Source organism: Pseudomonas sp. SK (genome assembly GCF_012975065.1).
GTDB lineage: Bacteria > Pseudomonadota > Gammaproteobacteria > Pseudomonadales > Pseudomonadaceae > Aquipseudomonas > Aquipseudomonas anuradhapurensis.
In genome coordinates this window covers 1,438,823-1,464,702 of the sequence record NZ_CP051857.1, presented here as the reverse complement: position 1 = coordinate 1,464,702, position 25,880 = coordinate 1,438,823, and the positions used below count along the sequence as shown (strand labels likewise).

The 25,880-nt window shown below is 63.9% G+C and carries 26 protein-coding genes; 15 read left to right on the top strand and 11 right to left on the bottom strand.

What is annotated here, in order from left to right:
• The 4 genes from HG549_RS06755 to HG549_RS06740 all read left to right on the top strand — a co-directional run bounded on the left by HG549_RS06755 (position 1) and on the right by HG549_RS06740 (position 5,244).
• Complete coding sequence (locus tag HG549_RS06755; protein ID WP_170028788.1) at positions 1-1,788, top strand: N-acetylglutaminylglutamine amidotransferase; 1,788 nt, start codon at positions 1-3, stop codon at positions 1,786-1,788.
• 3 nt (positions 1,789-1,791) lie between these two features.
• Complete coding sequence (gene ngg / locus HG549_RS06750) at positions 1,792-3,537, top strand: N-acetylglutaminylglutamine synthetase (protein WP_170028787.1); 1,746 nt, start codon at positions 1,792-1,794, stop codon at positions 3,535-3,537.
• Between the two features lie 124 nt (positions 3,538-3,661).
• Positions 3,662-4,846 carry an osmoprotectant NAGGN system M42 family peptidase gene (locus HG549_RS06745; protein ID WP_170028786.1) on the top strand — a complete coding sequence of 395 codons (1,185 nt, stop codon included), beginning with the start codon at positions 3,662-3,664 and terminating at the stop codon, positions 4,844-4,846.
• A 170-nt stretch (positions 4,847-5,016) separates the two neighbouring features.
• Positions 5,017-5,244, top strand: a complete 228-nt coding sequence (locus HG549_RS06740) for a YheU family protein (protein WP_051099660.1) — start codon at positions 5,017-5,019, stop codon at positions 5,242-5,244.
• Positions 5,245-5,263: 19 nt separating this feature from the next.
• On the opposite strand, the gene HG549_RS06735 is transcribed toward HG549_RS06740, so the two are convergent.
• Entirely contained in the window at positions 5,264-5,443 is a 180-nt protein-coding gene (locus HG549_RS06735; RefSeq protein WP_170028785.1) for a carbon storage regulator, read from the bottom strand.
• A 120-nt stretch (positions 5,444-5,563) separates the two neighbouring features.
• Positions 5,564-6,373 (bottom strand): SDR family oxidoreductase, encoded by an 810-nt coding sequence (locus tag HG549_RS06730; RefSeq protein WP_170028784.1) that lies wholly within the window; start codon positions 6,371-6,373, stop codon positions 5,564-5,566.
• Between the two features lie 212 nt (positions 6,374-6,585).
• On the opposite strand from HG549_RS06730, the gene HG549_RS06725 reads away from it, so the two are divergent.
• Entirely contained in the window at positions 6,586-6,738 is a 153-nt protein-coding gene (locus HG549_RS06725) for a DUF3309 family protein (protein WP_003252624.1), read from the top strand.
• Positions 6,739-6,793: 55 nt separating this feature from the next.
• Here the strand turns inward: HG549_RS06725 and HG549_RS06720 are convergent, their stop codons facing one another.
• The 3 genes from HG549_RS06720 to HG549_RS06710 all read right to left on the bottom strand — a co-directional run bounded on the left by HG549_RS06720 (position 6,794) and on the right by HG549_RS06710 (position 9,869).
• On the bottom strand, positions 6,794-8,458 hold the full coding sequence (locus HG549_RS06720; protein WP_170028783.1) for a cation acetate symporter: 1,665 nt from the start codon (positions 8,456-8,458) through the stop codon (positions 6,794-6,796).
• Positions 8,455-8,766: a DUF485 domain-containing protein gene (locus HG549_RS06715; RefSeq protein WP_170028782.1), complete on the bottom strand. Its 312-nt coding sequence runs from the start codon at positions 8,764-8,766 to the stop codon at positions 8,455-8,457. Before HG549_RS06715 ends, HG549_RS06720 begins: the two co-directional genes overlap by 4 nt.
• Before the next feature lie 242 nt (positions 8,767-9,008).
• Positions 9,009-9,869 carry a glycine betaine ABC transporter substrate-binding protein gene (locus HG549_RS06710; RefSeq protein ID WP_170028781.1) on the bottom strand — a complete coding sequence of 287 codons (861 nt, stop codon included), beginning with the start codon at positions 9,867-9,869 and terminating at the stop codon, positions 9,009-9,011.
• Positions 9,870-10,065: 196 nt separating this feature from the next.
• Between HG549_RS06710 and HG549_RS06705 the strand changes: the two genes are divergently transcribed.
• Positions 10,066-11,634, top strand: a complete 1,569-nt coding sequence (locus HG549_RS06705; protein ID WP_170028780.1) for a beta (1-6) glucans synthase — start codon at positions 10,066-10,068, stop codon at positions 11,632-11,634.
• Between the two features lie 92 nt (positions 11,635-11,726).
• On the opposite strand, the gene HG549_RS06700 is transcribed toward HG549_RS06705, so the two are convergent.
• Entirely contained in the window at positions 11,727-12,104 is a 378-nt protein-coding gene (locus HG549_RS06700; protein ID WP_170028779.1) for a hypothetical protein, read from the bottom strand.
• Positions 12,105-12,294: 190 nt separating this feature from the next.
• Here HG549_RS06700 and HG549_RS06695 point away from each other — a divergent pair, with 190 nt between their 5' ends.
• Together HG549_RS06695 and HG549_RS06690 are read left to right on the top strand one after the other, a co-directional pair.
• A complete protein-coding gene (locus tag HG549_RS06695) occupies positions 12,295-13,593 on the top strand; it encodes a serine/threonine protein kinase (protein WP_170028778.1) in 1,299 nt (432 codons plus the stop codon).
• A 73-nt stretch (positions 13,594-13,666) separates the two neighbouring features.
• On the top strand, positions 13,667-14,410 hold the full coding sequence (locus HG549_RS06690) for a VacJ family lipoprotein (protein ID WP_372241564.1): 744 nt from the start codon (positions 13,667-13,669) through the stop codon (positions 14,408-14,410).
• A 55-nt stretch (positions 14,411-14,465) separates the two neighbouring features.
• Here HG549_RS06690 and HG549_RS06685 read toward each other — a convergent pair whose 3' ends face one another.
• Together HG549_RS06685 and HG549_RS06680 are read right to left on the bottom strand one after the other, a co-directional pair.
• Positions 14,466-15,614 carry a patatin-like phospholipase family protein gene (locus tag HG549_RS06685; protein ID WP_170028776.1) on the bottom strand — a complete coding sequence of 383 codons (1,149 nt, stop codon included), beginning with the start codon at positions 15,612-15,614 and terminating at the stop codon, positions 14,466-14,468.
• 148 nt (positions 15,615-15,762) lie between these two features.
• On the bottom strand, positions 15,763-16,698 hold the full coding sequence (locus HG549_RS06680; RefSeq protein ID WP_170028775.1) for a lipid A biosynthesis lauroyl acyltransferase: 936 nt from the start codon (positions 16,696-16,698) through the stop codon (positions 15,763-15,765).
• Between the two features lie 111 nt (positions 16,699-16,809).
• Here HG549_RS06680 and minC point away from each other — a divergent pair, with 111 nt between their 5' ends.
• The 5 genes from minC to HG549_RS06655 all read left to right on the top strand — a co-directional run bounded on the left by minC (position 16,810) and on the right by HG549_RS06655 (position 20,977).
• Complete coding sequence (minC, locus tag HG549_RS06675) at positions 16,810-17,568, top strand: septum site-determining protein MinC (protein WP_170028774.1); 759 nt, start codon at positions 16,810-16,812, stop codon at positions 17,566-17,568.
• A gap of 100 nt (positions 17,569-17,668) precedes the next feature.
• Positions 17,669-18,481, top strand: a complete 813-nt coding sequence (gene minD / locus HG549_RS06670) for a septum site-determining protein MinD (protein ID WP_019097102.1) — start codon at positions 17,669-17,671, stop codon at positions 18,479-18,481.
• A 3-nt stretch (positions 18,482-18,484) separates the two neighbouring features.
• The gene (minE, locus tag HG549_RS06665) at positions 18,485-18,739 is read left to right on the top strand and encodes a cell division topological specificity factor MinE (protein WP_003252572.1); all 255 of its coding nucleotides are present in this window, start codon (positions 18,485-18,487) and stop codon (positions 18,737-18,739) included.
• Between the two features lie 154 nt (positions 18,740-18,893).
• A complete protein-coding gene (locus HG549_RS06660) occupies positions 18,894-19,529 on the top strand; it encodes an RluA family pseudouridine synthase (RefSeq protein ID WP_170028773.1) in 636 nt (211 codons plus the stop codon).
• A 158-nt stretch (positions 19,530-19,687) separates the two neighbouring features.
• On the top strand, positions 19,688-20,977 hold the full coding sequence (locus HG549_RS06655; protein ID WP_170028772.1) for a M18 family aminopeptidase: 1,290 nt from the start codon (positions 19,688-19,690) through the stop codon (positions 20,975-20,977).
• Here HG549_RS06655 and HG549_RS06650 read toward each other — a convergent pair.
• On the bottom strand, positions 20,953-21,735 hold the full coding sequence (locus tag HG549_RS06650) for a hypothetical protein (protein WP_170028771.1): 783 nt from the start codon (positions 21,733-21,735) through the stop codon (positions 20,953-20,955). The two genes, HG549_RS06655 and HG549_RS06650, sit on opposite strands and share 25 nt — an antisense overlap.
• A 52-nt stretch (positions 21,736-21,787) precedes the next feature.
• The gene (locus tag HG549_RS06645; RefSeq protein WP_170028770.1) at positions 21,788-22,210 is read right to left on the bottom strand and encodes a hypothetical protein; all 423 of its coding nucleotides are present in this window, start codon (positions 22,208-22,210) and stop codon (positions 21,788-21,790) included.
• A 213-nt stretch (positions 22,211-22,423) separates the two neighbouring features.
• On the opposite strand from HG549_RS06645, the gene HG549_RS06640 reads away from it, so the two are divergent.
• Together HG549_RS06640 and HG549_RS06635 are read left to right on the top strand one after the other, a co-directional pair.
• Positions 22,424-22,591, top strand: a complete 168-nt coding sequence (locus HG549_RS06640) for a hypothetical protein (RefSeq protein WP_170028769.1) — start codon at positions 22,424-22,426, stop codon at positions 22,589-22,591.
• A gap of 44 nt (positions 22,592-22,635) precedes the next feature.
• Positions 22,636-24,792, top strand: coding sequence for a mechanosensitive ion channel family protein (locus HG549_RS06635; protein WP_170028768.1), 2,157 nt, complete (start codon positions 22,636-22,638; stop codon positions 24,790-24,792).
• Between the two features lie 60 nt (positions 24,793-24,852).
• On the opposite strand, the gene HG549_RS06630 is transcribed toward HG549_RS06635, so the two are convergent.
• Entirely contained in the window at positions 24,853-25,566 is a 714-nt protein-coding gene (locus tag HG549_RS06630) for a UTRA domain-containing protein (protein ID WP_170028767.1), read from the bottom strand.
• Positions 25,567-25,880: the final 314 nt, after the last annotated feature.

Sequence of the window (25,880 nt, the reverse complement as noted above, 5' to 3'; positions counted from 1 at the left end):
ATGTGCGGATTAGCAGGAGAGTTGCGTTTCACCCCGATCGACCAAGCCCCTCGCCCAGCCGACCTGGCTGCGGTAGAGCGCATCACCCATCACTTGGCGCCGCGCGGCCCGGATGCCTGGGGCTTCCATAGCCAGGGCCCGATCGCCTTGGGCCACCGGCGCCTGAAAATCATGGACTTGTCCGACGGCTCGGCGCAGCCGATGGTCGACAACACCCAGGGCCTGTCACTGGCGTTCAACGGCGCCATCTACAACTTCCCCGAATTGCGCCAGGAGCTGCAGGCGCTGGGCTACACCTTCTGGTCCGACGGCGACACCGAGGTGCTGCTCAAGGGCTACCACGCCTGGGGCGCCGCCTTGCTGCCCAAGCTCAACGGCATGTTCGCCCTGGCCATCTGGGAGCGTGACAACCAGCGCTTGTTCCTCGCTCGCGACCGCCTGGGCGTCAAGCCCTTGTACCTGTCGCGCAACGGCGAGCGCCTGCGGTTCGCCTCGACCCTGCCGGCGCTGCTCAAGGGCGGTGACATCGACCCGGTGCTCGACCCGGTAGCGCTCAACCACTACCTGAACTTCCACGCGGTGGTACCAGCGCCACGCACCCTGCTGGCCAATGTGCAGAAGCTCGAACCCGGCACCTGGATGCGCATCGACCGCCATGGCGAAGTGGAACGCCAGACCTGGTGGCAGCTGCATTACGGCGCCACGCCCAACGAGCGCGAGCTGGACCTCGAAGGCTGGACCACCCGGGTGCTCGACGCCACCCGCGAGGCCGTGGCCATCCGCCAACGTGCCGCGGTGGACGTGGGCGTGCTGCTGTCCGGCGGGGTCGACTCCAGCCTGCTGGTCGGTCTGCTGCGCGAAGCGGGCGTGGACGACCTGTCGACCTTCTCCATCGGTTTCGAGGATGCCGGCGGCGAACGCGGCGACGAGTTCCAGTACTCCGACCTGATCGCCCGGCATTACGGCACCCGTCACCACCAGTTGCGTATTGCCGAGCATGAGGTCATCGAGCAACTGCCGGCGGCGTTCCGCGCCATGAGCGAACCGATGGTCAGCCACGACTGCATCGCCTTCTACCTGCTGTCGCGGGAAGTGGCGAAGCACTGCAAGGGCGTGCAAAGCGGCCAGGGCGCCGATGAACTGTTCGCCGGCTACCACTGGTACCCGCAGGTAGACGGCGCCGAGGACCCCTTCAGCGCCTACCGCGAGGCCTTCTTCGACCGCAGCCACGCCGAATACCGCGACACCGTGCAAACGCCCTGGCTGCTGGAAACCGATGCTGCGGGCGAGTTCGTGCGCGAACATTTCGCCCGCCCCGGTGCCCCCGATGCGGTCGACAAGGCGCTGCGCCTGGACAGCACGGTGATGCTGGTCGACGACCCGGTCAAACGGGTGGACAACATGACCATGGCCTGGGGCCTGGAGGCACGCACGCCGTTCCTCGATTACCGCCTGGTGGAACTGTCGGCGCGCATTCCCGCACGCTTCAAGCTGCCCGACGGCGGCAAGCAGGTACTCAAGCAAGCCGCACGACGGGTGATCCCGCACGAGGTGATCGACCGCAAGAAGGGCTACTTCCCGGTACCGGGCCTGAAGCACCTGGATGGCGCCACCCTTGGCTGGGTGCGGGAACTGCTGACCGACCCCAGCCAGGACCGCGGGCTGTTCAACCCGGCCATGCTCGACCGCCTGCTGAACAACCCGCACGGCCAGTTGACCCCGCTGCGCGGCTCCAAGCTGTGGCAGCTGGCGGCATTGAACCTGTGGCTGACCGAACAAGGACTCTGAGCGATGAAAGCCCACGAAACTGCCTACGGCCAGCGCCTGCTGCGCGGCCAGGCGCCCTCCTACGAACGCCTGCAGGCGCGCCTGGCCGGTGATGGCAGCCAGCCCCACGACCAGCCACGCGCCGTGCATTGCGGCTGGGGCCGGCTGCTGATCGGCCATACCTACGCCGACCCGGCCAAGCTGGCCGAGGACCTGCTGGGCGAGTGCCCGGGCGAACGTGACATCGCGTTGTACGTGGCCGCGCCCCAGCAGGTGCTGGCCCATGCGCCACAACAACTGTTCCTCGACCCGTCCGACACCCTGCGCCTGTGGTTCACCGACTATCGGCCGGCACAGCGGGTGTTCCGTGGTTTCCGCGTGCGCCGGGCACAGAACGCCGGTGACTGGCAGGCGATCAACACCCTGTACCAGGCGCGCGGCATGTTGCCGGTCGTCCCCGAGCTGCTCACCCCGCTTGACCAGGGCGGCCCCGTCTACTGGCTGGCCGAAGACGAAGACAGCGGTGCGGTCATCGGCAGCGTCATGGGCCTGAACCATGCCAAGGCGTTCGACGACCCCGAGCACGGCAGCAGCCTCTGGTGCCTGGCGGTGGACCCGCAATGTACCCGCCCCGGCGTCGGCGAAGTGCTGGTGCGCCACCTGATCGAGCACTTCATGAGCCGCGGCCTGGCCTACCTGGACCTGTCGGTGCTGCACGACAACCGCCAGGCCAAGCGCCTGTACCAGAAGCTGGGGTTTCGCAACCTGCCGACCTTCGCGGTCAAGCGCAAGAACGGCATCAACGAGCAGCTGTTCCTCGGCCCCGGGCCGCAGGCCGACCTCAACCCGTATGCGCGCATCATCGTCGACGAGGCCCTGCGCCGGGGTATCGAGGTGCAGGTCGATGATGCCGCTGCCGGGCTGTTCACCCTCAGCCTGGGCGGGCGCCGCATCCGCTGCCGGGAATCGCTCAGCGACCTGACCAGCGCCGTGACCATGACCCTGTGCCAGGACAAGCGCCTGACCCGGCAAGCCCTGCACAACGCCGGGCTCAAGGTGCCGGCACAGCAGCTGGCCGGCAATGCCGACGACAACCTGGCGTTTCTCGAAGAGCACGCGGCGGTGGTGGTCAAACCGGTCGATGGCGAGCAGGGCCAAGGGGTTGCCGTCAACCTCACCAGCATCGATGACATCACCCGCGCCGTCGAACAGGCACGCCAGTTCGACAGCCGCGTGTTGCTGGAAAGCTTCCATGCCGGGCATGACCTGCGCATCGTGGTCATCGGTTATGAAGTGGTGGCGGCCGCCATTCGCCACCCGGCGCAGGTGGTGGGCGATGGCAAGCACAGCATTCGCCAGCTGATCGACGCCCAGAGCCGACGGCGCCAGGCGGCCACCGGGGGCGAGAGCAGGATCCCCGTGGACGAAGAGACCGAACGCACCCTGAGCACCGCTGGCCATGGCTACGACGATGTCCTGCCTGCGGGCCAGCACCTGGCCGTGCGGCGCACCGCCAACCTGCACACCGGCGGCACCCTGGAAGACGTGACCGAACGCTTGCACCCGGCACTGGCCGAGGCCGCCGTGCGGGCAGCGCGGGCACTGGAGATCCCGGTGGTGGGGCTGGACTTCATGGTGCGCGATGCCGAGCAGCCGGAGTACGTGATCATCGAGGCCAACGAGCGGGCCGGGTTGGCCAACCACGAACCGCAACCGACCGCCGAGCGTTTCATCGACCTGCTGTTCCCGCATAGCCGGCCGTTGGCGTAACGACTGATGGCCTCTTCGCGGGCACGCCCGCTCCCACAGGGGCAGCGCAATTCCTGAGACTTGTGGGGGCTCTGTGGGAGCGGGCGTGCCCGCGAAGAATCAATGCAATTTCCAAGGAGTACTCATGTCCGAACGACTCCCCGAACCCGATCTCGACTACCTCAAACGCGTGCTGCTGGAGATGCTCGCTATCCCCAGCCCCACCGGTTTCACCGACACCATCGTGCGCTACGTGGCCGAACGCCTGGAGGAGCTGGGCATTCCCTTCGAGCTGACCCGCCGCGGCACCATCCGCGCCACGCTCAAGGGCCGGCAAAACTCGCCGGACCGCGCCGTGTCCGCCCACCTCGACACCATCGGCGCCAGCGTCCGCCAGTTGCTCGACAACGGTCGCCTGGCCCTGGCGCCGGTCGGCTGCTGGTCGAGCCGCTTCGCCGAGGGCAGCCGGGTCAGCGTGTTCACCGACACCGGCGTGTTCCGTGGCAGCGTGCTGCCACTGATGGCCAGCGGGCACGCCTTCAACACCGCCATCGACCAGATGCCGATCAGCTGGGAGCATGTGGAAGTGCGCCTGGACGCCTACTGCGCCACGCGCGCCGATTGCGAGGCGCTGGGCCTGAGCATCGGTGACTTCGTCGCCTTCGACCCGCTGCCCGAATTCACCGAAAGCGGCCACATCAGCGCCCGCCACCTGGACGACAAGGCCGGTGTCGCCGCGCTGCTGGCAGCGCTGAAAGCGGTGGTGGAAAGCGGCCGCCAGCCACTGATCGACTGCCACCCGCTGTTCACCATTACCGAGGAGACCGGCTCGGGTGCGGCCGGGGCGCTGCCCTGGGACGTCAGCGAATTCGTCGGTATCGACATCGCCCCGGTAGCGCCCGGCCAGGCTTCCAGCGAGCATGCCGTGAGCGTGGCCATGCAGGACTCGTCGGGGCCTTACGACTACCACCTGTCGCGGCACTTGCTGAAACTGGCCGGCGACCACGACCTGCCGGTGCGCCGCGACCTGTTCCGCTATTACTTCAGCGATGCCCATTCGGCGGTGACCGCCGGGCACGATATTCGTACCGCGCTGGTGGCATTTGGCTGCGATGCCACCCATGGCTACGAACGCACGCACATCGACAGCCTGGCGGCGCTGAGCCGGTTGCTGTCGGCGTACCTGCTCAGCCCGCCAGTGTTTGCCAGCGACTCGCAACCGGCCAATACCTCGTTGGAGCGCTTCAGCCACCAGTTGGAGCATGATGCGCAGATGGAAAGTGATACACGGGTGCCGGCGGTGGATAGCCTGGTCGGTCACAAGGCTTGAGGCCAAGGGCTGCGTTGCAGCCCGATCGCCGGCAAGCCAGCGCCCCCAGAACAACGCAGTGCCCGAGGCCTGAGGGCGCCGTCCAGCCGGCGATCGGGTCGCAACGCGGCCCCAAAAGGCCAGGTGTTTCGCGTAGCATGCGCCCATCAATTCCCTAGGCTCCGCCCACCATGCTGATCCCTTACGACCAACTGCAAGCCGAAACCCTGACCCGCCTGATCGAAGACTTCGTCACCCGCGACGGCACCGACAACGGCGACGATACCCCGCTGGAAACCCGTGTGCTGCGGGTGCGCCAGGCCTTGGCCAAGGGCCAGGCGTTCATCCTGTTCGACCCGGAAAGCCAGCAGTGCCAGCTGCTGGCCAGGCATGATGTGCCGCGCGAGTTGCTCGACTAGCAGGCCAGGGTCGGCGCCATCAGGCTTTGCCTGGCTTGGCCTCCTTGATGCGCTTGTACACCTCGGACCGATGCACCGGCACCTCGCGCGGTGCATCCACGCCAAAGCGCACCATTCCGTCCCGCGTTTCCACCACCATGAGCCGAATGTCATCGCCAATCACGATGACCTGCCCCACTTCGCGTCCAATTACCAACATGCTCCAGTCCTCCAGCGAAAGGGAAAACCGGAGCCTGCCTTGCTGGCATTTGGCTACTCAATAGTTCCGCTGATAATCAGAAGCGCCCTACATTTCTAGGTAATTTCCCTTACAGATCAATCAGCGGGAATGGGCTTTGGCGCGCATTTTCACCGCCATGTCGGCCATCTCGTCATACAGCCGCTCGGGCGCCTGGCGCTTCAGTTGCCAAGCCTGGCGCCCGGCCTCGTGGGGCAGGATCAGGAACTCGCCGGCGCTGACCTGCTGATGGATGTAGTCGGCAATGTCCGCCGCATTGATCGGCGAGCCTTCCAGCAGTTTGCCCACCTGCGCCTTCATCGCCGGGTTCGGCCCGCGGAACGAATCCAGCAGGTTGGCCTGGAAGAACGACGGGCACACCACATGCACCGCAACCTCGAGCTGGCGCAGCTCCACCAGCAGGCTCTCCGACAAGGCCAGCACGCCGGCCTTGGCCACGTTGTAGTTGCTCATGCCCGGGCCCTGCATCAGCGCGGCCATCGAGGCGATGTTGATGATGCGCCCCTTGCTGCGCTCCAGCAGCGGCAGGAAAGCCTTGCAGCCCTTGACCACGCCCATCAGGTTGACCGCGATCTGCCAGTCCCAGTCTTCCAGCGACAGTTCGGCGAAGAACCCGCCCGAAGCGACACCGGCATTGTTGACGATCACATCGATGCCGCCGAACTGCTCGCTGCAGGCCTGGGCCAGGGCGGTGAGCTGGCTGTAGTCACGCACGTCGCAGCGCTGGACGAAGCCGTCGCCGCCGGCCTTGCGCACGCCTTCCAGGGTATCGCGCAGGCCGCCTTCGTTGACGTCGGCCAACGCCAGGCGCCAGCCCTCGCGCGCCCAGCGCAGGGCGATCTCGCGACCGAGGCCGGACCCGGCGCCGGTGATCATGATGCGGTTTTGCATGGTGGCTGGCCTTGTTTGCATGAAGAGTGACTGGAGTCTAAACAAGGGCCTGGGTAACGGCAGGGTTCATCAGGGTAGTGAATGGGGCAGCATGCGTCCGTGGCCAGCACTGTCCGTACACCAATGGAATCTTTCCCAAGCGGCGTCGGTCCCAATTTACAAGAGGCCAGCAGTCCGAGGCCCTTGACCCCCAACCACGCAAGGACTCCGTCATGACCACGATTCTGATCATCATCCTGATTCTGCTGTTGATTGGTGGCTTACCGGTCTTCCCACATTCACGCAGCTGGGGCTACGGCCCGTCCGGCATCATCGGCGTGGTGCTGGTGATCCTGCTGGTGTTGTTGCTGCTAGGCATGATCTAGCGCCGCAGACATGAAAAAACCGCGCCGAAGCGCGGTTTTTTCATTGCCGTGAGGATCAGTGCGAAACAGCGCCCGATGCCCCCAGGCCAGTCTGCGAACGCACGAACTGCGGGAAGAACAGCGCACGTTCGTCTTCGGCAGCCTTGGACTTGTCGGTGATCGAGAAGAACCAGATACCGATGAAGGCGATCAGCATCGAGAACAGTGCCGGATACTCGTACGGGTAGATCGGCTTCTCGTGGCCGAGGATCTGTACCCAGATGGTCGGGCCGAGGATCATCAGCGTCACTGCACTCACCAGGCCCAGCCAGCCGCCGATCATGGCACCGCGGGTGGTCAGTTTCTTCCAGTACATCGAGAGCAGCAGTACCGGGAAGTTGCAGCTGGCGGCGATCGAGAACGCCAGGCCGACCATGAAGGCGATATTCTGCTTCTCGAACAGGATGCCCAGGCCGATCGCCAGTACGCCCAGGGCGACGGTGGTGATCTTCGACACACGGATCTCGTCCTTGTCGTTGGCCTTGCCCTTGCGCCATACGCTGGCGTACAGGTCGTGGGACACCGCCGAGGCACCCGCCAGGGTCAGGCCGGCGACCACCGCCAGGATGGTGGCGAAGGCCACCGCCGAGATGAAGCCGAGGAACACGCTGCCGCCTACGGCATCGGCCAGGTGCACCGCGGCCATGTTGTTGCCACCCAGCAGGGCGCCGGCGGCGTCCTTGAAGGCCGGGTTGGTGCTGACCAGCAGGATGGCGCCAAAGCCGATGATGAAGGTCAGGATGTAGAAGTAGCCGATGAAACCGGTGGCATACAGCACGCTCTTGCGCGCTTCCTTGGCGTCACTGACGGTGAAGAAGCGCATCAGGATATGCGGCAGGCCGGCGGTACCGAACATCAGCGCCAAGCCCAGCGAGAAGGCCGAGATCGGGTCCTTGACCAGGCCGCCCGGGCTCATGATCGCTTCGCCCTTGGCATGCACCTTGATCGCTTCGGAGAACAGCGTGTTGAAGTCGAAGCCCACGTGCTTCATCACCATCAGCGCCATGAAGCTGGCCCCGGACAGCAGCAGCACCGCCTTGATGATCTGTACCCAGGTGGTGGCCAGCATGCCGCCGAACAGCACGTACAGGCACATCAGGATACCCACCAGGATCACCGCCACGTGGTAGTCCAGGCCGAACAGCAGCTCGATCAGCTTGCCGGCACCGACCATCTGCGCAATCAGGTAGAACGCTACCACCACCAGCGAACCGGACGCCGACAGGGTGCGGATTTCCTTCTGCCCGAGGCGGTACGAGGCCACGTCGGCAAAGGTGTACTTGCCCAGGTTGCGCAGGCGTTCGGCGATCAGGAAGAGGATGATCGGCCAGCCGACCAGGAAGCCGATCGAGTAGATCAGGCCATCGTAGCCGGAAGTGAACACCAGCGCGGAAATACCCAGGAACGAGGCCGCCGACATGTAGTCACCGGCAATCGCCAGGCCGTTCTGGAAGCCCGTGATCTTGCCACCGGCGGCGTAGTAGTCAGAGGCCGACTTGTTGCGCTTGGAGGCCCAGTAGGTAATGCCCAGAGTGAAGGCGACGAAGGCCACGAACATGGCGATGGCGGAAACGTTCAGCGGTTGTTTCTGCACCTCGCCGGTCAGGGCATCGGCGGCCCACACGGCGGGTGCGAAGGCGCCGCAGGCCAGTACGGCCAGGGTTTTGGCATGACGAATCATTGTTGCGCCTCCTTCAGGATGGCCTTGTTCAGCTCATCGAACTCGCCGTTGGCGCGGCGTACGTAGATGGCGGTCAGCACGAATGCCGAGACGATCAGGCCGACGCCCAGGGGAATACCCCAGGTAATCGAGGAGTCGGGGCTGAGCTTGGTGCCGAGGATCTGCGGACCGTAGGCGATCAGGAGGATGAAGGCGCAATACAGGCCGAGCATGATCGCCGAGAGAATCCAGGCGAACCGTTCGCGCTTGGTGACCAGCTCCTTGAAACGGGGGCTGTTTTGTATCGAGAGGTAAATGCTGTCGTTCATTGTTTTTGTCCTAGCAGCACAGATAGGGGTGGTACCCACGACCCCTACTTTATGCGGCTGTCGGACGCCAACCAGACGACCTTAGTCTTAGATGCAACGGTGTTTTACCAGTTGCGTAACAAAGTGAAGGCCCATTCGCGGGCACGCCCGCTCCCACAGGATTTTCGCTGCCCTTGAAGTCGGTGCAGTTCCTGTGGGAGCGGGCGTGCCCGCGAAGCAGCAAAACTGGCCCTGACGGGTTGTTACTTGCCGGTCCACTCCTTCACGCGCTCAGGGTGCTTGGCCACCCAGTCCTTGGCCGCCGCTTCAGGCTTGGCCCCTTCCTGGATCGCCAGCATCACCTCGCCAATCTCGTCCTTCGACTGCCAGCTGAACTTCTTCAGGAACTCCGCCACTTCCGGCGCCTTGCTCGCCAGTTCCTTGCTGCCGATGCTGTTCACGGTTTCCGCAGCGCCGTACACGCCTTTCGGGTCTTCGAGGAACTTCAGCTTCCACTTGGCGAACATCCAGTGCGGTACCCAGCCGGTCACCGCGATCGACTGCTGCTTGTTGTAGGCACGGCCCAGTTCTGCCGTCATCGCCGCGCCGGAGCTGGCCTGCAGCTTGTAGCCGGTCAGGTCGTAGTCCTTGATGGCCTGCTCGGTCTTGAGCATGACGCCAGAGCCGGCGTCGATGCCGACGATCTTCTGCTTGAAGCTGTCGTCGGTCTTGAGGTCGGCGATGCTCACCGCCTTGACGTACTCGGGGACGATCAGGCCGATCTTGGCGTCCTTGAAGTTCGGGCCGTAATCGACCACGTTGTCCTTGTTCTTGGCCCAGTATTCGCCATGGGTCACCGGCAACCAGGCCGACAACATGGCGTCGAGCTTGCCGGTGGCCACGCCCTGCCACATGATCCCGGTGGCCACAGCCTGCAGCTTGACGTCGTAGCCGAGCTTCTGCTTGATCACTTCGGCGGCCACGTTGGTGGTTGCCACGCTGTCGGCCCAACCATCCACGTAACCAATGCTTACTTCTTTAGCCATTGCCTGTGCAGCGCCCATGGCCATTACCAGGGCGGTGCCCACACCCAGGAAACGTCGCATTTTTCTCAAAGCAGCCATCAAAGCATCCCCTCGTCAGGTCTAGGAGATTGCATCATCTTCCTGCCACACCGGGCGACCTGCTCCACGTGCGACCTGTACCCGCCCATATGCGACAGCACTATGCCATTAGCGCCATCCGCCAGTGCCGACCTGCGCGATCCTTGCATGCCAAAGGTTTGGCGTCAGGCTACTATCTAGCCTTTTGCACCTGACGATGGACCGCCCGATGCCCCGCTCTGCCCGCCTGCTGTTGCCGTTGTACCTGTTTGCCTGCCTGCTTGCCCTGCTGGGCCTGGGAGGGCTCTGGTACGGGCTCGGCAAGCCGGTGCAGCTGCCCGATGCCGCCAGCCCGACACACAAGCTGCAATGCGCCTCGTACACACCGTTCGACAAGGACCAGTCGCCCTACGACCGGCCGTTCCGCCTGCGCCCGGCACGCATGGACGCCGACCTGGCATTGCTCGCCGAGCGTTTTCAGTGCATCCGCACCTATTCGATGAGCGGCCTTGAGGCAATTCCGGCGCTGGCCCGCAAACATGGACTGAAGGTGATGCTCGGCGCCTGGGTCAACGCCCACGCGGCCGACACCGAGAAGGAAATCGAGCTGCTGATCGCCGCCGCCAACGCCAACCCCGACGTGGTCAGCGCGGTGATCGTCGGCAACGAGACGCTGCTGCGCAAGGAAGTCACCGGTACACAACTGGCCACGCTGATCGCCCGGGTGAAAAGCCAGGTAAAGGTGCCGGTGACCTACGCCGATGTGTGGGAGTTCTGGCTGCAGCACCCGCAAGTGGCGCCGGCAGTGGACTTCCTCACCATCCACCTGCTGCCGTACTGGGAGGACGACCCGCGTGGTATCGATCAAGCCTTGGCCCACGTCGCCGACGTGCGCCGGGTATTCGGCACGCGCTTCGCGCCCAAGGACATATTGATCGGCGAAACCGGCTGGCCCAGCGAAGGCCGCCAGCGCGAGACCGCGGTACCGAGCCGGGTCAACGAGGCGCGCTTCATCCGCGGCTTCGTCGCCATGGCGGAAAGCAACGGCTGGCACTACAACCTGATCGAGGCGTTCGACCAGCCATGGAAGCGCGCCAACGAAGGGGCGGTCGGCGGTTACTGGGGGCTTTACGATGCCGACCGGCAGGACAAGGGCGTACTCGAAGGGCCAGTGAGCAACTTGCCGCACTGGCCGCAGTGGTTGCTGGCCAGTGCGCTGCTGGCGGCGGCCATGCTGGTGTTTGCCGGGCGCCCTGCTACACCGGCAACCGCCTTGCTGCTACCGCTGCTGGCGGCGTTTGGCGCAGGTTGCCTGGGGCTGTGGGGCGAGTTGATGCGCACCCATGCGCGGTTTGCCGGGGAATGGCTGTGGGCGCTGTTGCTGGCGGGGCTGAACCTGCTGGTGCTGGCCCATGCCGTGCTGGCCCTGGCACGGCGCGCCGGCTGGCGCGAGCGCCTGTTCGCCTGGCTGCAGGCACGCGCGGGCTGGCTGCTGCTGGCGGCGGGCTTTGCCGCGGCGGTGAGCATGCTGGCAATGGTGTTCGACCCACGCTATCGCAGCTTCCCCAGCGCAGCGCTGGCCTTGCCGGCGCTGGTGTTTGCGCTGTGGCCGGTAGCGGCGCGGCGGGCGGAAGTGGCGTTGCTGGCGTTCATCGTGGGTGCCGGGGTGGCGCCGCAGTTGTTCGTGGAAGGGCTAGAGAACCAGCAGGCCTGGCTGTGGGCGCTGGTCAGTGTGCTGATGACGGCGGCGTTGTGGCGCAGCTTGCGGATTACGCGCAAGGCCTGAAAGCAGATACCCGGTAGGAGCGGATTTATCCGCGATGCAGGCGACGCGGTGGATGGCACCGGCTTTGCCGGTGATCGCGGCTGAAGCCGCTCCTACCGGGACGGCGTGGCCTCAGCGTCTCGCACCAAGCGCAGCCCCGCCAGCACCAGCGCGAACACGGCAATGCTGGCGGTATACAGCACCAGTGCCGGCACTGCGAACACCAACGCCACCAGCGCCAGCCACCAGCCGCCGCGGCCGCCAACTACCTGCGCCAGCAGCGCCAGCCCGAGCCCGCCCCAGGCCAGCACCTGATGATGGATGCCCAACCCCAGCAACGACCGCACCTCACATTGCCAGTAAGCCGCCGGCGCCGTGCACAACCCCACCCACTGGCCATCCTCCATCAGCCCATAGCGCACGCCATAACTGGCAGCAAGCCAAAGCCCCAGAAACAACACAAGCAGCGCAAGCGGCAGCGACCGAGACATCCAGTTCTCCAATAGCGGTAATCGAAAGCATCCATGATCGCTTATGGCTTGTTGTAAGGCAAAATCACAACCCTGCAGCTATGTTGCAGATAACAAGCACACAAAAGGCCACCACGCCTGGCAACTTTGCCCGGCCCGCTGTGGTCCTAGCCTGCACACTGCTCGACCTTGCGTTCTTTTGGGGGATTACATGCTTCGATCTATGCGCCTCGCTGCCTTGCTTGGCGGCCTGCTCCTGGCTGTGGCCGCTTCGGCGCGGGATATCGACGCCGCGAGCTATGGCTACCCCTTGACCAACCCGTTCGAGGCGACCATCGCTACCACGCCGCCGGACCAGCGCCCCAGCCTGCCCGGCGACGACGAAATCAGCCAGTCCGACTACAGCCTCAACCTGCGCCCGGACCGCGAGTTCAGCCTGCCCGACAACTTCTGGGCGGTGAAGAAGCTCAAGTACCGCCTGGCCCGCCAGGACCGTGAAGCACCGCTGATCTTCATCATTGCCGGCACTGGCGCGCCCTACACCAGCAGCATCAACGAATACCTGAAGAAGCTGTTCTACCAGGCCGGCTTCCACGTGGTGCAACTGTCCTCACCCACCAGCTACGACTTCATGAGCGCCGCTTCACGCTTCGCCACCCCCGGCGTCAGCCAGGAAGACGCCGAAGACATGTACCGGGTGATGCAGGCCGTGCGTGCCCAGCACCCGCGCCTGCCGGTCAGTGAGTTCTATCTCACCGGCTACAGCCTGGGGGCACTGGATGCCGCCTTTGTCAGCCACCTGGATGAAACCCGCCGCAGCTTCAATTTCAAGCGCGTGCTGCTGCTGAACCCACCGGTCAACCTGTACACCTCGATCAACAACCTCGACAAACTGGTGCAAACCCAGGTCAAGGGCATCGACCGCAGCACCACCTTCTACGAGTTGATGCTGGCCAAGCTGACCCGCTACTTCCAGGACAAAGGCTACATCGACCTCAATGAAGCCCTGCTGTACGACTTCCAGCAGTCGCGCCAGCACCTGTCCAACGAACAGATGGCCATGCTGATCGGCACGTCGTTCCGCTTCTCCGCAGCCGACATCGCCTTCACCTCCGACCTGATCAACCGCCGCGGCCTGATCATTCCGCCGAAGTTCCCGATTACCGAGGGCAGCAGCCTCACGCCGTTCTTCAAGCGCGCGTTGCAGTGCGATTTCGACTGCTACATGACCGAGCAGGTGATCCCCATGTGGCGCGCCCGCACCGACGGCAACAGCATCCTGCAGCTGGTCAACCAGGTCAGCCTGTATGCCCTGGAAGACTACCTGCGCAGCAGCGACAAGATCGCCGTGATGCACAACGCCGACGATGTCATCCTCGGCCCGGGCGACATCGGTTTCCTGCGCAAGGTGTTCGGCGACCGCCTGACCCTTTACCCGCACGGCGGCCATTGCGGCAACCTCAATTACCGCGTCAACAGTGACGCCATGCTGGAGTTCTTCCGTGGTTAACAAAGTCCTCCTCGCCACTGCCCTGTTCGCCGCCGGCCATGCCCTGGCTGCCGAGACCGCCCCGCGGGCCAGCGTGATCGAGGCCGACCCGCAGGTGACCGCCGCGCCGCTGGCGCCGGAAGCCGATGGTTTTACCGACCCGCTGCGCGAACTGAAATTCAACCCAGGGCTGGACCAGCGCGAGTTCGAGCGCTCCACCCTGGAAGCGCTGAACGTGTACGACCCGCTGGAGTCGATCAACCGGCGCGTCTATCACTTCAACTACCGCCTCGACCAATGGGTACTGCTGCCACTGGTCAGCGGTTACCAGTACGTCACGCCGCGCTTCGTGCGGACCGGTGTGAGCAACTTCTTCAATAACCTGGGCGATGTGCCGAACCTGTTCAACAGCGTGTTGCAGCTCAAGGCCAAGCGTTCGGCGGAGATCACTGCACGGCTGATGTTCAACACCATCATTGGCGTGGGTGGGCTGTGGGACCCGGCGACCAAGATGGGCCTGCCGCGCCAGAGCGAGGACTTTGGCCAGACCCTGGGCTTCTACGGCGTGCCGGACGGCCCGTACCTGATGCTGCCGGTGTTGGGGCCGTCGAACCTGCGCGACACCACCGGGCTGGTGGTGGACTATGCCGGCGAGCAGGCGATCAACTACCTGAACGTGGCCGAAGCCAGCAGCGACCACCCGGAAATCTTTGCCCTGCGCGTGGTGGACAAGCGCTATACCACCAACTTCCGCTACGGCCAGCTCAACTCGCCGTTCGAGTATGAAAAGGTGCGCTATGTGTATACCCAGGCGCGCAAGCTGCAGATAGCCGAATAACAGCGCTCTCGCCCCTGTCGCCGGCTTGCCGGCGACAGGATTTGAACAGGCAGCATCAAATACCGAGGAACTGGCACAACTCGCGTTTCTTGGCCAAGGCATCCCTGCGCCCCAGTTCGATCAGCTCGCTGCAATAGCTGGCCTCGAACAGCAGGTAACTCAACACCCCCGCGCCGCTGGTCCGGGTCGCCCCCGGCCCGCGCAGGAACACCCGCAACGCCGCCGGCAACTCGCGCCGGTGGCGTGCGGCGATCTCGTCCAGCGGCTGGCTGGGCGCCACCACCAGCACGTCGATGGGTGCCAGCCCCAGGCGCCGGGCATCGAGGTGCGCCGGCAACAGGCGGCTGAGGTGGTTGAGGCGTTGCAGCAGTTCGATGTCGTCTTCCAGGCTGTCGATGAACGTGCTGTTGAGCATGTGCCCACCGATCTGCGCCAGGCTCGGCTGCTGCCCGCTGAATATGCGCTGGGCCGGCAAGGGCGGCGCTGGCCGCTGCGGGTTGCCGCTGACCCCGACCACCAGAACGCGGCTGGCGCCCAGGTGCAGGGCCGGGCTGATCGGCGCCGACTGGCGTACTGCGCCATCACCATAATACTCATCGCCGAGCTGTACCGGAGCGAACAGCAATGGGATGGCCGCGCTGGCCAACAGGTGGTCGATGGTCAAAGGCGCCGGCATGCCGATGCGGCGGTGACGCAGCCAGGCCTCGATGGTGCCGCGGCCCTGGTAGAAGGTCACCGCCTGGCCGGACTCATAGCCGAACGCGGTCACCGCGACGGCCCGCAATTGCTCGGCGGCGAGGGAATGGGCGATCCCGTCCAGGTTCAGGTGCGCCTGCAGCAGCTTGCGCAATGGGCTGCTGTCGAGCAACGCCACCGGCCCCGGGTGGCCCAGGCCCAACAGGTTGTGGGCAACGAAGCGACTGGCCTGGCGGACCACGCCAGGCCAGTCGCTGCGGATGACCAGGTGGCTGCGGAAGTTCTGCCAGAACGCCGTGAGCTTTTGCACGGTGTCATGGAAGTGCGTCGCGCCACTGGCCAGGGTCACGGCGTTGATGGCCCCGGCCGAAGTGCCGACGATAACCGGGAACGGGTTGGGCGCGGCCGTGGGCAACAACTCGGCGATGCCGGCCAGCACACCGACCTGGTAGGCGGCACGGGCGCCGCCGCCAGAAAGGATGAGACCGGTTACCGGGGGTGGAGCCATACGAGTCCTTCCTGGAATTGATGTGCTGTCAGTGCCGGCCCTTTCGCGGGTAAACCCGCTCCCACAGGGATTGCACAGCTTTCAAGGCCTGTGGAGAACCTGTGGGAGCGGGTTTACCCGCGAATAGGCCGGCACAGGCATAGCAGGCTCAGCGCTTCTTCTTGTCATACAGCCGCGGCGCCCCTTCGGGCCGCGACTTGAAGCGCCGGTGCGCCCACAGGTACTGCTCGGGGCATTCACGCAACACGCGCTCGACCCACTGGTTGATGCGCAGGCAGTCGGCCTCCTCGCTTTCGCCGGGGAAGTCCGCCAGCGGCGGGTGTATCACCAGACGATAGCCGCTGCCATCCTCCAGGCGCTTCTGGGTGAACGGAATCACCTGCGCCTTGCCCAGCCGGGCGAACTTGGTGGTGGCGGTCACCGTCGCGGCCGGGATGCCGAACAGCGGGACGAAGATGCTCTGCTTGGCACCGTAGTCCTGGTCCGGTGCGTACCAGATCGCCCGGCCCGAACGCAGCAGCTTGAGCATGCCGCGCACATCCTCGCGCTCCACCGCCAGCGAGTCGAGGTTATGCCGCTCGCGGCCGCTGCGCTGGATGAAATCGAACAACGGGTTGCCATGCTCGCGGTACATGCCGTCGATGGTGTGCTGCTGGCCCAGCAGCGCGGCGCCGATTTCCAGGGTGGTGAAGTGCACCGCCATCAGGATCGCGCCCTGCCCCGCCTGCTGGGCGGCCTGCAGGTGCTCCAGCCCCTCGACATGCGCCAGGCGCGCCAGGCGTGCCTTGGGCCACCACCAGCTCATGGCCATTTCGAAGAAGGCGATGCCGGTAGAAGCGAAATTGGCCTTGAGCAGACGCTGCCGCTCGTCGACCGACAGCTCCGGGAAACACAGCTCCAGGTTGCGCGCGGCAATGCGCCGCCGTTCACCGGCAAAGCGGTACATCACCGCCCCCAGCGCGGCACCGACCTTCAGCAGCACCCGGTACGGCAGCTGGACCACCAGCCACAGCAGGCCCAGGCCCAGCCACAGGCCCCAGAAACGAGGGTGAAGGAAATAGGGACGAAAACGCGGACGTTCCATTGAAGCTTCCGGAAAGACAAAGGCCGCGCATTCTACAACGGATCAGCGCATGTTGCGGGCAACCGGTCTTATCGTTATAAGTCAGGGCACTTTTTTCGCAACAAGCCGTCTATGCAGACCATGAGCCCAAACCACACACCCGACTCCGCCTCCGTGTTCCAGCTCAAGGGCAGCATGCTTGCCATTACCGTACTGGAACTGGCGCGCAATGACCTTGAGGCCCTTGACCGCCAGCTGGCGGCCAAAGTCGCCCAGGCACCGAACTTCTTCAGCAACACGCCGCTGGTGCTGGCGCTGGACAAGCTGCCGGCCGACGTGGGCGCAATCGACCTGCCTGGCTTGATGCGGATCTGCCGCCACCACGGCCTGCGCACCCTGGCCATCCGCGCCAACCGTATCGAGGACATTGCCGCCGCCATTGCCATCGACCTGCCGGTGCTGCCGCCGTCCGGTGCCCGCGAACGGCCGTTGGAGCCCGAGCCCGAGGTGAAGAAGCCCGAGCCGGCCCCGGTGCCGCCGCCGATCCTCGAACCCGAGGTGCGCCCGACCCGCATCATCACCGCGCCGGTGCGTGGCGGCCAGCAGATCTACGCCCAGGGCGGCGACCTGGTGGTGACTGCCTCGGTCAGCCCGGGGGCGGAACTTCTGGCCGATGGCAATATCCATGTGTACGGCGCCATGCGCGGCCGCGCCCTGGCCGGCATCAAGGGCAATACCAAGGCGCGGATCTTCTGCCAGCAGATGACCGCCGAAATGGTCTCCATCGCCGGCCAGTACAAGGTTTGCGAAGACCTGCGCCGCGACCCGCTGTGGGGCACCGGGGTGCAAGTCAGCCTGTCTGGCGACGTGTTGAACATCACCCGTCTTTAACGGATACTTGCCAGCATTTTTAGTGCAACTTTTTTGTCGTTGCCAATTATTTGTATTTTTGCAGGGACTTGCGTCCCGATTATTTTAGGGGTGAAACACCTTGGCCAAGATTCTCGTGGTTACTTCCGGCAAGGGGGGTGTGGGCAAGACCACCACCAGCGCCGCCATTGGTACCGGCCTCGCACTGCGTGGCCACAAGACTGTCATCGTCGACTTCGACGTCGGCCTGCGTAACCTCGACCTGATCATGGGCTGCGAACGCCGCGTGGTGTACGACTTCGTCAACGTGGTCAACGGCGAAGCCAACCTGCAACAGGCCCTGATCAAGGACAAGCGCCTGGAGAACCTGTACGTGCTGGCGGCCAGCCAGACCCGTGACAAGGACGCGCTGACCCAGGAAGGCGTGGAAAAGGTACTGATGGAGCTGAAGAAAGACTTCGAGTTCGTCATCTGCGATTCGCCAGCCGGCATCGAGAAAGGTGCGCACCTGGCCATGTACTTCGCCGACGAAGCCATCGTGGTGACCAACCCAGAGGTTTCCTCGGTACGTGACTCCGACCGCATGCTGGGCATCCTGTCGAGCAAGTCGCGCCGCTCCGAGAACGGTGAAGAGCCGATCAAGGAACACCTGCTGATCACCCGCTACCACCCGGAGCGCGTGGAAAAGGGCGAAATGTTGAGCATCGCCGACGTCGAAGAGATCCTGGCGATCAAGCTCAAGGGCGTGATCCCGGAATCCCAGGCCGTGCTGAAGGCTTCCAACCAGGGTATCCCGGTCATCCTCGACGACCAGAGCGATGCCGGCCAGGCCTATAGCGATACCGTCGACCGTCTGCTGGGCAAAGAGAAGCCCCTGCGGTTCATCGAAGTGCCGAAGCAAGGATTCTTCGCGCGCCTGTTTGGAGGCAAGTAAACCATGAACCTTTTTGACTTCTTTCGTGGCAGACAGAAACAGACCAGCGCGTCGGTAGCGAAAGAGCGTCTACAGATCATCGTGGCGCACGAGCGCGGCCAACGCAGCGAGCCGGACTACCTGCCAGCGCTGCAAAAGGAACTGCTGGAAGTAATCCGCAAGTATGTGAACATCGGCAACGATGACGTGCATATCGAACTGGAAAACCAGGGCAGCTGCTCGATTCTGGAGCTGAACATCACGTTGCCGGATCGCTGATCCGCGCAATCAGCCATTGGGGCTGCTGTGCAGCCCATCGCGACGCAAGGCCGCCCTGCCGGGAATGCCTACCCCAGTGCAGGAGCGGCCTTGCGTCACGATGGGCCGCAAAGCGGCCCCAACGGCTTTCCCTCGTTTCAACAGAGACCTCGCAATGCCGCTGTCCAACATCCAGATCCTGCACGAAGACGCCGCCATCCTGGTAATCAACAAACCGACCCTGCTGCTGTCGGTACCGGGCCGTGCCGAGGACAACAAGGACTGCCTGATTACCCGCCTGCAGGAAAACGGCTATCCCGATGCGCTGATCGTGCACCGCCTGGACTGGGAAACCTCCGGCATCATCCTGCTGGCCCGCGATGCCGATAGCCACCGTGAACTGTCCCGCCAGTTCCATGACCGCGAAACCGAAAAGGCCTACACCGCACTGTGCTGGGGCCAGCCGGCGCTGGACAGCGGCAGCATCGACCTGCCACTGCGCTACGACCCGCCGACCAAGCCACGGCATGTGGTGGACCACGAACTGGGCAAGCATGCGTTGACCTTCTGGCGCATCATCGAGCGCTGTGGCGACCATTGCCGGGTCGAGCTGACGCCGATTACCGGGCGCTCGCACCAGTTGCGCGTGCACATGCTGTCGATCGGGCACCCGCTGCTGGGCGACCGCCTGTATGCCAACCCCGAGGCGCTGGCGGCCCATGAGCGGCTGTGCCTGCATGCGTCGATGCTGAGCTTTACCCACCCGGTTTCCGGGGTGCGGATGAAGTTCGAGTGCCCGGCGCCGTTCTGATTTTGTGCTGCCTGTACCGGCCCCTTCGCGGCTGAAGCCGCTCCTACAGCCCTCGAGAGCGGTACGATGCCTGTGGAAGCGGCTTCAGCCGCGAAGCGGCAAGCACAATTCGTCGACCTAATACGCTAAACTCGCGCCACTGCTGTCTGGAGTGAGCTATGCGCGACGCACTGAATTCTGGCCTGATCGACTTCCTCAAGGCCTCCCCTACGCCCTTCCACGCCACCGCCAGCCTGGCCCAGCGCCTGGAAGCTGCCGGCTACCAGCGCCTGGACGAACGCGACAGCTGGGCCACCGTGCCTGGCGGCCGCTACTACCTCACCCGTAACGACTCGTCGATCATCGCCATCAAGCTGGGCAAGCAAGCGCCGCTGCTGAACGGCATCCGCATGGTCGGCGCGCACACCGACAGCCCGTGCCTGCGGGTCAAACCGCAGCCCGAGCTGCAGCGCCAGGGCTTCCTGCAGCTGGGCGTCGAAGTGTATGGCGGCGCGCTGCTGGCGCCATGGTTCGACCGCGACCTGTCGCTGGCTGGCCGGGTCACCTACCGCCGTGACGGCAAGGTCGAAAGCCAGTTGATCGACTTCAAGCTGCCGATCGCGATCATCCCCAACCTGGCCATTCACCTCAACCGCACCGCCAACGAAGGCTGGGCGATCAACCCGCAGAACGAACTGCCGCCGATCCTGGCCCAGGTAGCCGGTGACGAGCGCATCGACTTCCGCGCCCTGCTCACCGAGCAGCTGGCCCGCGAGCACGAACTGATCGCCGACGTGGTACTGGATTACGAACTGAGCTTCTACGACACCCAGGATGCCGCGCTGGTCGGCCTGAACGGCGACTTCATCGCTGGCGCGCGCCTGGACAACCTGTTGTCGTGCTACGCCGGCCTGCAGGCCCTGCTGACCGCGGACAGCGATGAAACCTGCGTGCTGGTGTGCAACGACCACGAAGAAGTCGGCAGTTGCTCGGCCTGCGGCGCCGACGGCCCGATGCTGGAGCAGACCCTGCAACGCCTGCTGCCGGATGGCGATGCCTACGTGCGCACCATCCAGCGCTCGCTGATGGTGTCGGCCGACAACGCCCACGGCGTGCACCCCAACTACGCCGACAAGCATGACGGCAACCACGGGCCCAAGCTCAATGCCGGGCCGGTGATCAAGGTCAACAACAACCAACGCTACGCCACCAACAGCGAAACCGCCGGGTTCTTCCGTCACCTGTGCATGGCCGAAGAGGTGCCGGTGCAGAGCTTCGTGGTGCGCAGCGACATGGGCTGCGGCTCGACCATCGGCCCGATCACCGCCAGCCACCTGGGCGTACGTACGGTCGACATCGGCCTGCCGACCTTTGCCATGCACTCCATTCGCGAACTGTGCGGCAGCCATGACCTGGCGCACCTGGTGAAGGTACTGACGGCGTTCTACCGCAGCCGCGAGTTGCCGTGATCCGCGGCAGGGCCCGCCTCGAGTGCCGCGGCGGGCTCTGTTTTCGACGGGTCAAGCAGGGCTTCGAGGTTGAGGCGGCCTTTGGGGTCCCAGTTGATGTATTTCCACAGCGAGAAACCTTCGGGGAGGCTGCCAGTTTCTTTCTGGGCATGTGCCAACCGTTCAGCCACGCGTTCGTGCTCGTTATCCGGATAAGCAAGACGTTCTACAGGCGTAAGGTTATCGAGGTATTCGAGGTATCCCCTGAATAAAACCCTTAGATCCCTGGTACTGTCGGTGTAGGCAAAAATGCGGCCAAAGTAAGCCTGATCAAGTTCGTACTTGGCACGCCCGGCTGCCGCACGCTCCATCTCGGTAAAATTGCCTTCGTCTTCCTGTATGGCGACCAGTGTATCCCTGCCCAGACCGGCAAACGGGTTGTTTTTCGGATATTTCCCATCCGCAACGTCAACCATATACTGCACGGATTTGTAGAATAACTCGGTGCGCTCGGCAGAGTAGTTTTCTGGCAAATGCCGTTTGACATAATTCTCATGCCCGACCCTGTCGTATTCTATATTCACGCGGTCATCCAGCGTAGGAGTGCCATAGATGCGCTGATAGCTGGCTCTCGTCTCATTCGAATGCGCAGCCAGATCCCGCCCTTCTTCAGACAGTCTCACACTGGTCGAGGCCGGTCGTGGTAATGGCTCTGTCTTCTCGAGCGCCACGGAAGTTCGCATGGGCAAGATATTGGCAGGAATACCAGTAATTTTCATTCTGTTCTCCAGAAGGAATGTGCGCGAGCGTTTGCAGCAGTATCCGTCAGGATTACTGGATGGTGAACTTGACGGTGTAATCGTAAGGTGGCTGCGCCGACACGCGCTGCAGAACTACCGAACACCTCGCTGTGGATGAGCCAATGGAGCGAGCGTCCTTGTTCCAGACAGGCGTATTACCTGTGCCAGAGGTATGTGAAGCCGAAAACCGACAAGCCTTCGCCCCGGACGTGTAGGTGAAGCGCATGCCCGATACCAAGGGCGAATAACTGGTCACTTTTGAAGTGCTGGCTTGTTTTCTCTGCACAGCCGAAAACATTGGATTGGCAGTCCCCACCAGATGTTCAAACGTAAACTGGGCAGTTGAATCCGTCTGATTATCGACGGTCACGGTTGCAACGTTGTTCTGTGCGTGTGCAAATCCGCTGAAGGTCAGCGTTACCATCGAAAAAACAACGAGTACTGGTAGCTTCATGAAGCGCTCCCCAAAATGACGTGAAAGACATACAACGTGTCCCTCAAGCCATCGGCGGAACCGCTAAATTCTTTGTAGGAAGTCGGTCTGATAAACAGGTAGGAAAAATCCACAAACCCTACTTGAAAATTTCTGTGATTCAGATCAACCCTGCTTTAGCCCGGCGCGAACTATACTCAACGCAACCGCTCTCATCGCCGAAGGACCACTGCCATGTCCCCGTTCCTCTCCTTGTTCGTGCCGGTGTTCCTGTTCCTGTTGCTGCTGACCGTCGGCTTCAGCCTGCGCGAGCGCAACCTCGGTGTGGTAATGATGTGGGTCGGCACACTGGGCATCTTTGGCCTCACCTGCTGGAAGATCCTGGAGCAGCTGCCGTCATAAACCTCTACACTCGGTCAATCGTTTGACCTGAGGTAGTTTTACCCGTGCCCGCCTTCCTGCGTTGCCTGTTCCTGCTGCTGTTGCTGTTCCTCCCTCCGGTACAAGCCGCCGGCCTGCCTGGCCTGCTTGGCGGTAGCGCGCCCGCGCAAGCGGAAGCCAGCGAACCGCTGGGCAAGTCGCTGGACGAGGTGATCAAGAACCTGGAAAACGACCAGCAGCGGGCCAAGCTGCTGGCCGACCTGAAAAAGCTGCGCGATGCCACCCAACAATCGCAACCCAACGTCGAACAAGGCGTGCTCGGCCTGATCGGCGGCGCCCTGCATGATCTCGAAAAGCAGTTCAGCGGCGATGCCAGCCCGTTCCACCGTTGGGCTGCGGAAATCGAACAGGCCCAGGCCGAACTGGCCGAGCTGGTGGTGCCGGTGCACCAGTGGCCGGCCATCCTGTTCGGCTTCGCGGCAGTCATCGCCGTATGGAGTGTGCTGGCCTATGCCTTCAACTGGGTCGGCCACCGGGTACGCCTGCGCTTTGGCTTGAGCGAGGAGCTGCCGCAGCATCCCCGCACCTGGGACCTGGTGCGCTTTGCCCTGCGCAAACTCGGTCCATGGCTGGTGGCGCTGGTGTTTACCGTATACCTGAGCTTCGTGCTGCCGCCGTCGCTGGGCAAATCGCTGGCCATGGTGCTGGCCTATGCGTTGGTGGTGGGCACCTGCTTCTCGGCGATCTGCGTGATCGCCTTTTCGCTGCTCGACGGCCCGCACCGCCACCGCGCCCTGTACATCCTGCGCCACCAGGCATTCCGCCCGCTGTGGCTGATCGGCAGTTTCGCCGCGTTCGGCGAGGCGATGAGTGACCCCCGCCTGACGGTCGCCCTCGGCACCCACCTGGCGCATGCCCTGGCGACCCTGGCCAACGTGATTGCGGCGCTGTGCACCGGGCTGTTCATCCTGCGTTTTCGCCGCCCCATCGCCCATCTGATCCGCAACCAGCCGCTGTCACGGCGCCTGACCCGGCGCACCCTCAGCGACACCATCGAAATCCTCGGCAGCTTCTGGTTCGTGCCGGCGCTGATCCTGGTGGCCATCTCGCTGTTCGCGACCTTCGTTTCCGCCGGCGACACCAGCACCGCCCTGCGCCAGTCGCTGATGTGCACCGTGCTGGTGGTGGTGTGCATGGTGCTCAACGGCCTGGTGCGCCGCCATGCCGCCAACCCCAAGCGGGCCACCAAGCGCCAGGCGGTGTACGCCGAACGCCTGCGCAATTTTGCCTACCTGCTGGTGCACCTGTTCATCTGGCTGGTGTTCATCGAACTGGGCCTGCGCGTGTGGGGCCTGTCGATGATCAGCTTCGCCGAAGGCGAAGGCCACGACATAAGCCTGCGCCTGCTCGGCCTGGCCGGCACGCTGATTGTCGCCTGGCTGGTGTGGATTCTCGCCGACACCGCCGTGCACCACGCCCTGGTGCGTTCACGCCGAGGCCTGGCCAACGCCCGTGCGCAAACCATGATGCCGTTGATCCGCAACGTGATGTTCGTGGTCATCTTCATCATCGCGGTCATCGTCGCCCTGGCCAACATGGGCATGAACGTCACCCCGCTGCTGGCCGGTGCCGGGGTGATCGGCCTGGCCATCGGTTTTGGCGCGCAATCGCTGGTGGCCGACCTGATCACCGGGCTGTTCATCATTATCGAAGACTCGCTGGCCATCGATGACTACGTGGATGTCGGCGGCCACCTGGGCACGGTCGAAGGGCTGACCATCCGTACCGTGCGCCTGCGCGATATCGACGGCATCGTGCATACCATCCCGTTCAGCGAGATCAAGAGCATCAAGAACTACTCGCGCGAGTTCGGCTACGCGATCTTCCGCGTGGCGATCCCGCACAGCATGAACATCGACCAGGCGATTAGCCTAGTTCGCGAGGTGGGGCAGAAGCTGCGCAACGACCCGCTGATGCGCCGCAATATCTGGTCGCCGCTGGAGCTGCAGGGCGTGGAAAGCTTCGAGTCGGGGTCGGCAATCCTGCGGGCGCGGTTCAAGACCGCGCCGATCAAGCAGTGGGAGGTGTCGCGGGCGTTCAACCTGGCGTTGAAGCGGCAGCTGGATGAAGCGGGGCTGGACCTGGCGACGCCGCGGTTGTCGGTGCAGGTGGTGACGGCGGCGGGTGGCACGATGGCGGATGGCAACGCCGTATCGAACTAGCGCCGCTTCGCGCCCCATCGCGACACAAGGCCGCTCCTACAGCAGCCCCAAAAACCATGATCAACCCACCTGGGCACGAATGCGGATGGCATCATGCCGCCAATACTCCAGGTCGCAGTCGATCAGGTTTCCATGCTGGTCGCTGTTGACCCGGGTGATATGCAACCCGGGGCTGCCCGCCGACACTTTCAACGCACTGGCCGCCTCCACCGGCAACGCCGTCGGCCAGATCTCGAAGCACACCTGCCCATACTGGATGCCATACACCCGCCCATAGATCTCGGTCAGCGACTGGGCCAGGTCCTGTTCGAGGATCGCCGGGAAATACCGCGGGTTGAGGTAATGCTCGGCATACAGCACCGCCCGCCCGTCGATCCGCCGCAACCGGCAGATGCGCACCACGCTGGACAACGCCGGCAACTGCAGGCGCGCACAAATGGCGGCCGAGGCCGGCTGCAGTCGCGCGGAGAGCAATTCGGTACTGGCCACCCGCCCTTGGTCACGCACCATGGCGTGGAAGTGGCTGCGCTGGATCAGGTCGTAGGTCAGCCGCTCGGGCGCGACGAACCAGCCGCGCCGCTCTTCGCGGTAGATCAGCCCCTGGGCTTCCAGCTGCACCAACGCTTCACGCAAGGTGATGCGGGTGGTGTCGAACACCTCGCTGAGCCTGCGTTCCGCCGGCAGCTTGCCGCCCGGCGCCAACAGGCCGTGCTCGATCTGCTCCTGCAGGGCATGGCAGATGGCTGTTACCGCACGCGGAGGCATCGACTGCATCAAAGGTTACCTATCTGGACTAGTCCAGCCCCATAACGGGGCATCTGGAGAATAGTGCAAGCCTAGGCAGGGCTGATGAACATCCTGTGACAAAGCTGCACCAGACGCACTGCCAGAATCGGGCCAGCCCCGCAAAACCGGGGACTGGCCATGGTCTACGCTGTACTGCCAGGAACCCGCTTACACCGGCGCGGGCTTTGCCCTACATCAAATTGTCACGCAAGCGGCCTACCTTGGCTCAAGGTTTGCTGACCTAGACCAAGGGGTCTCAGGCAACGGCTTTACTCATAACAACGATTCGCAAGGCACTCACC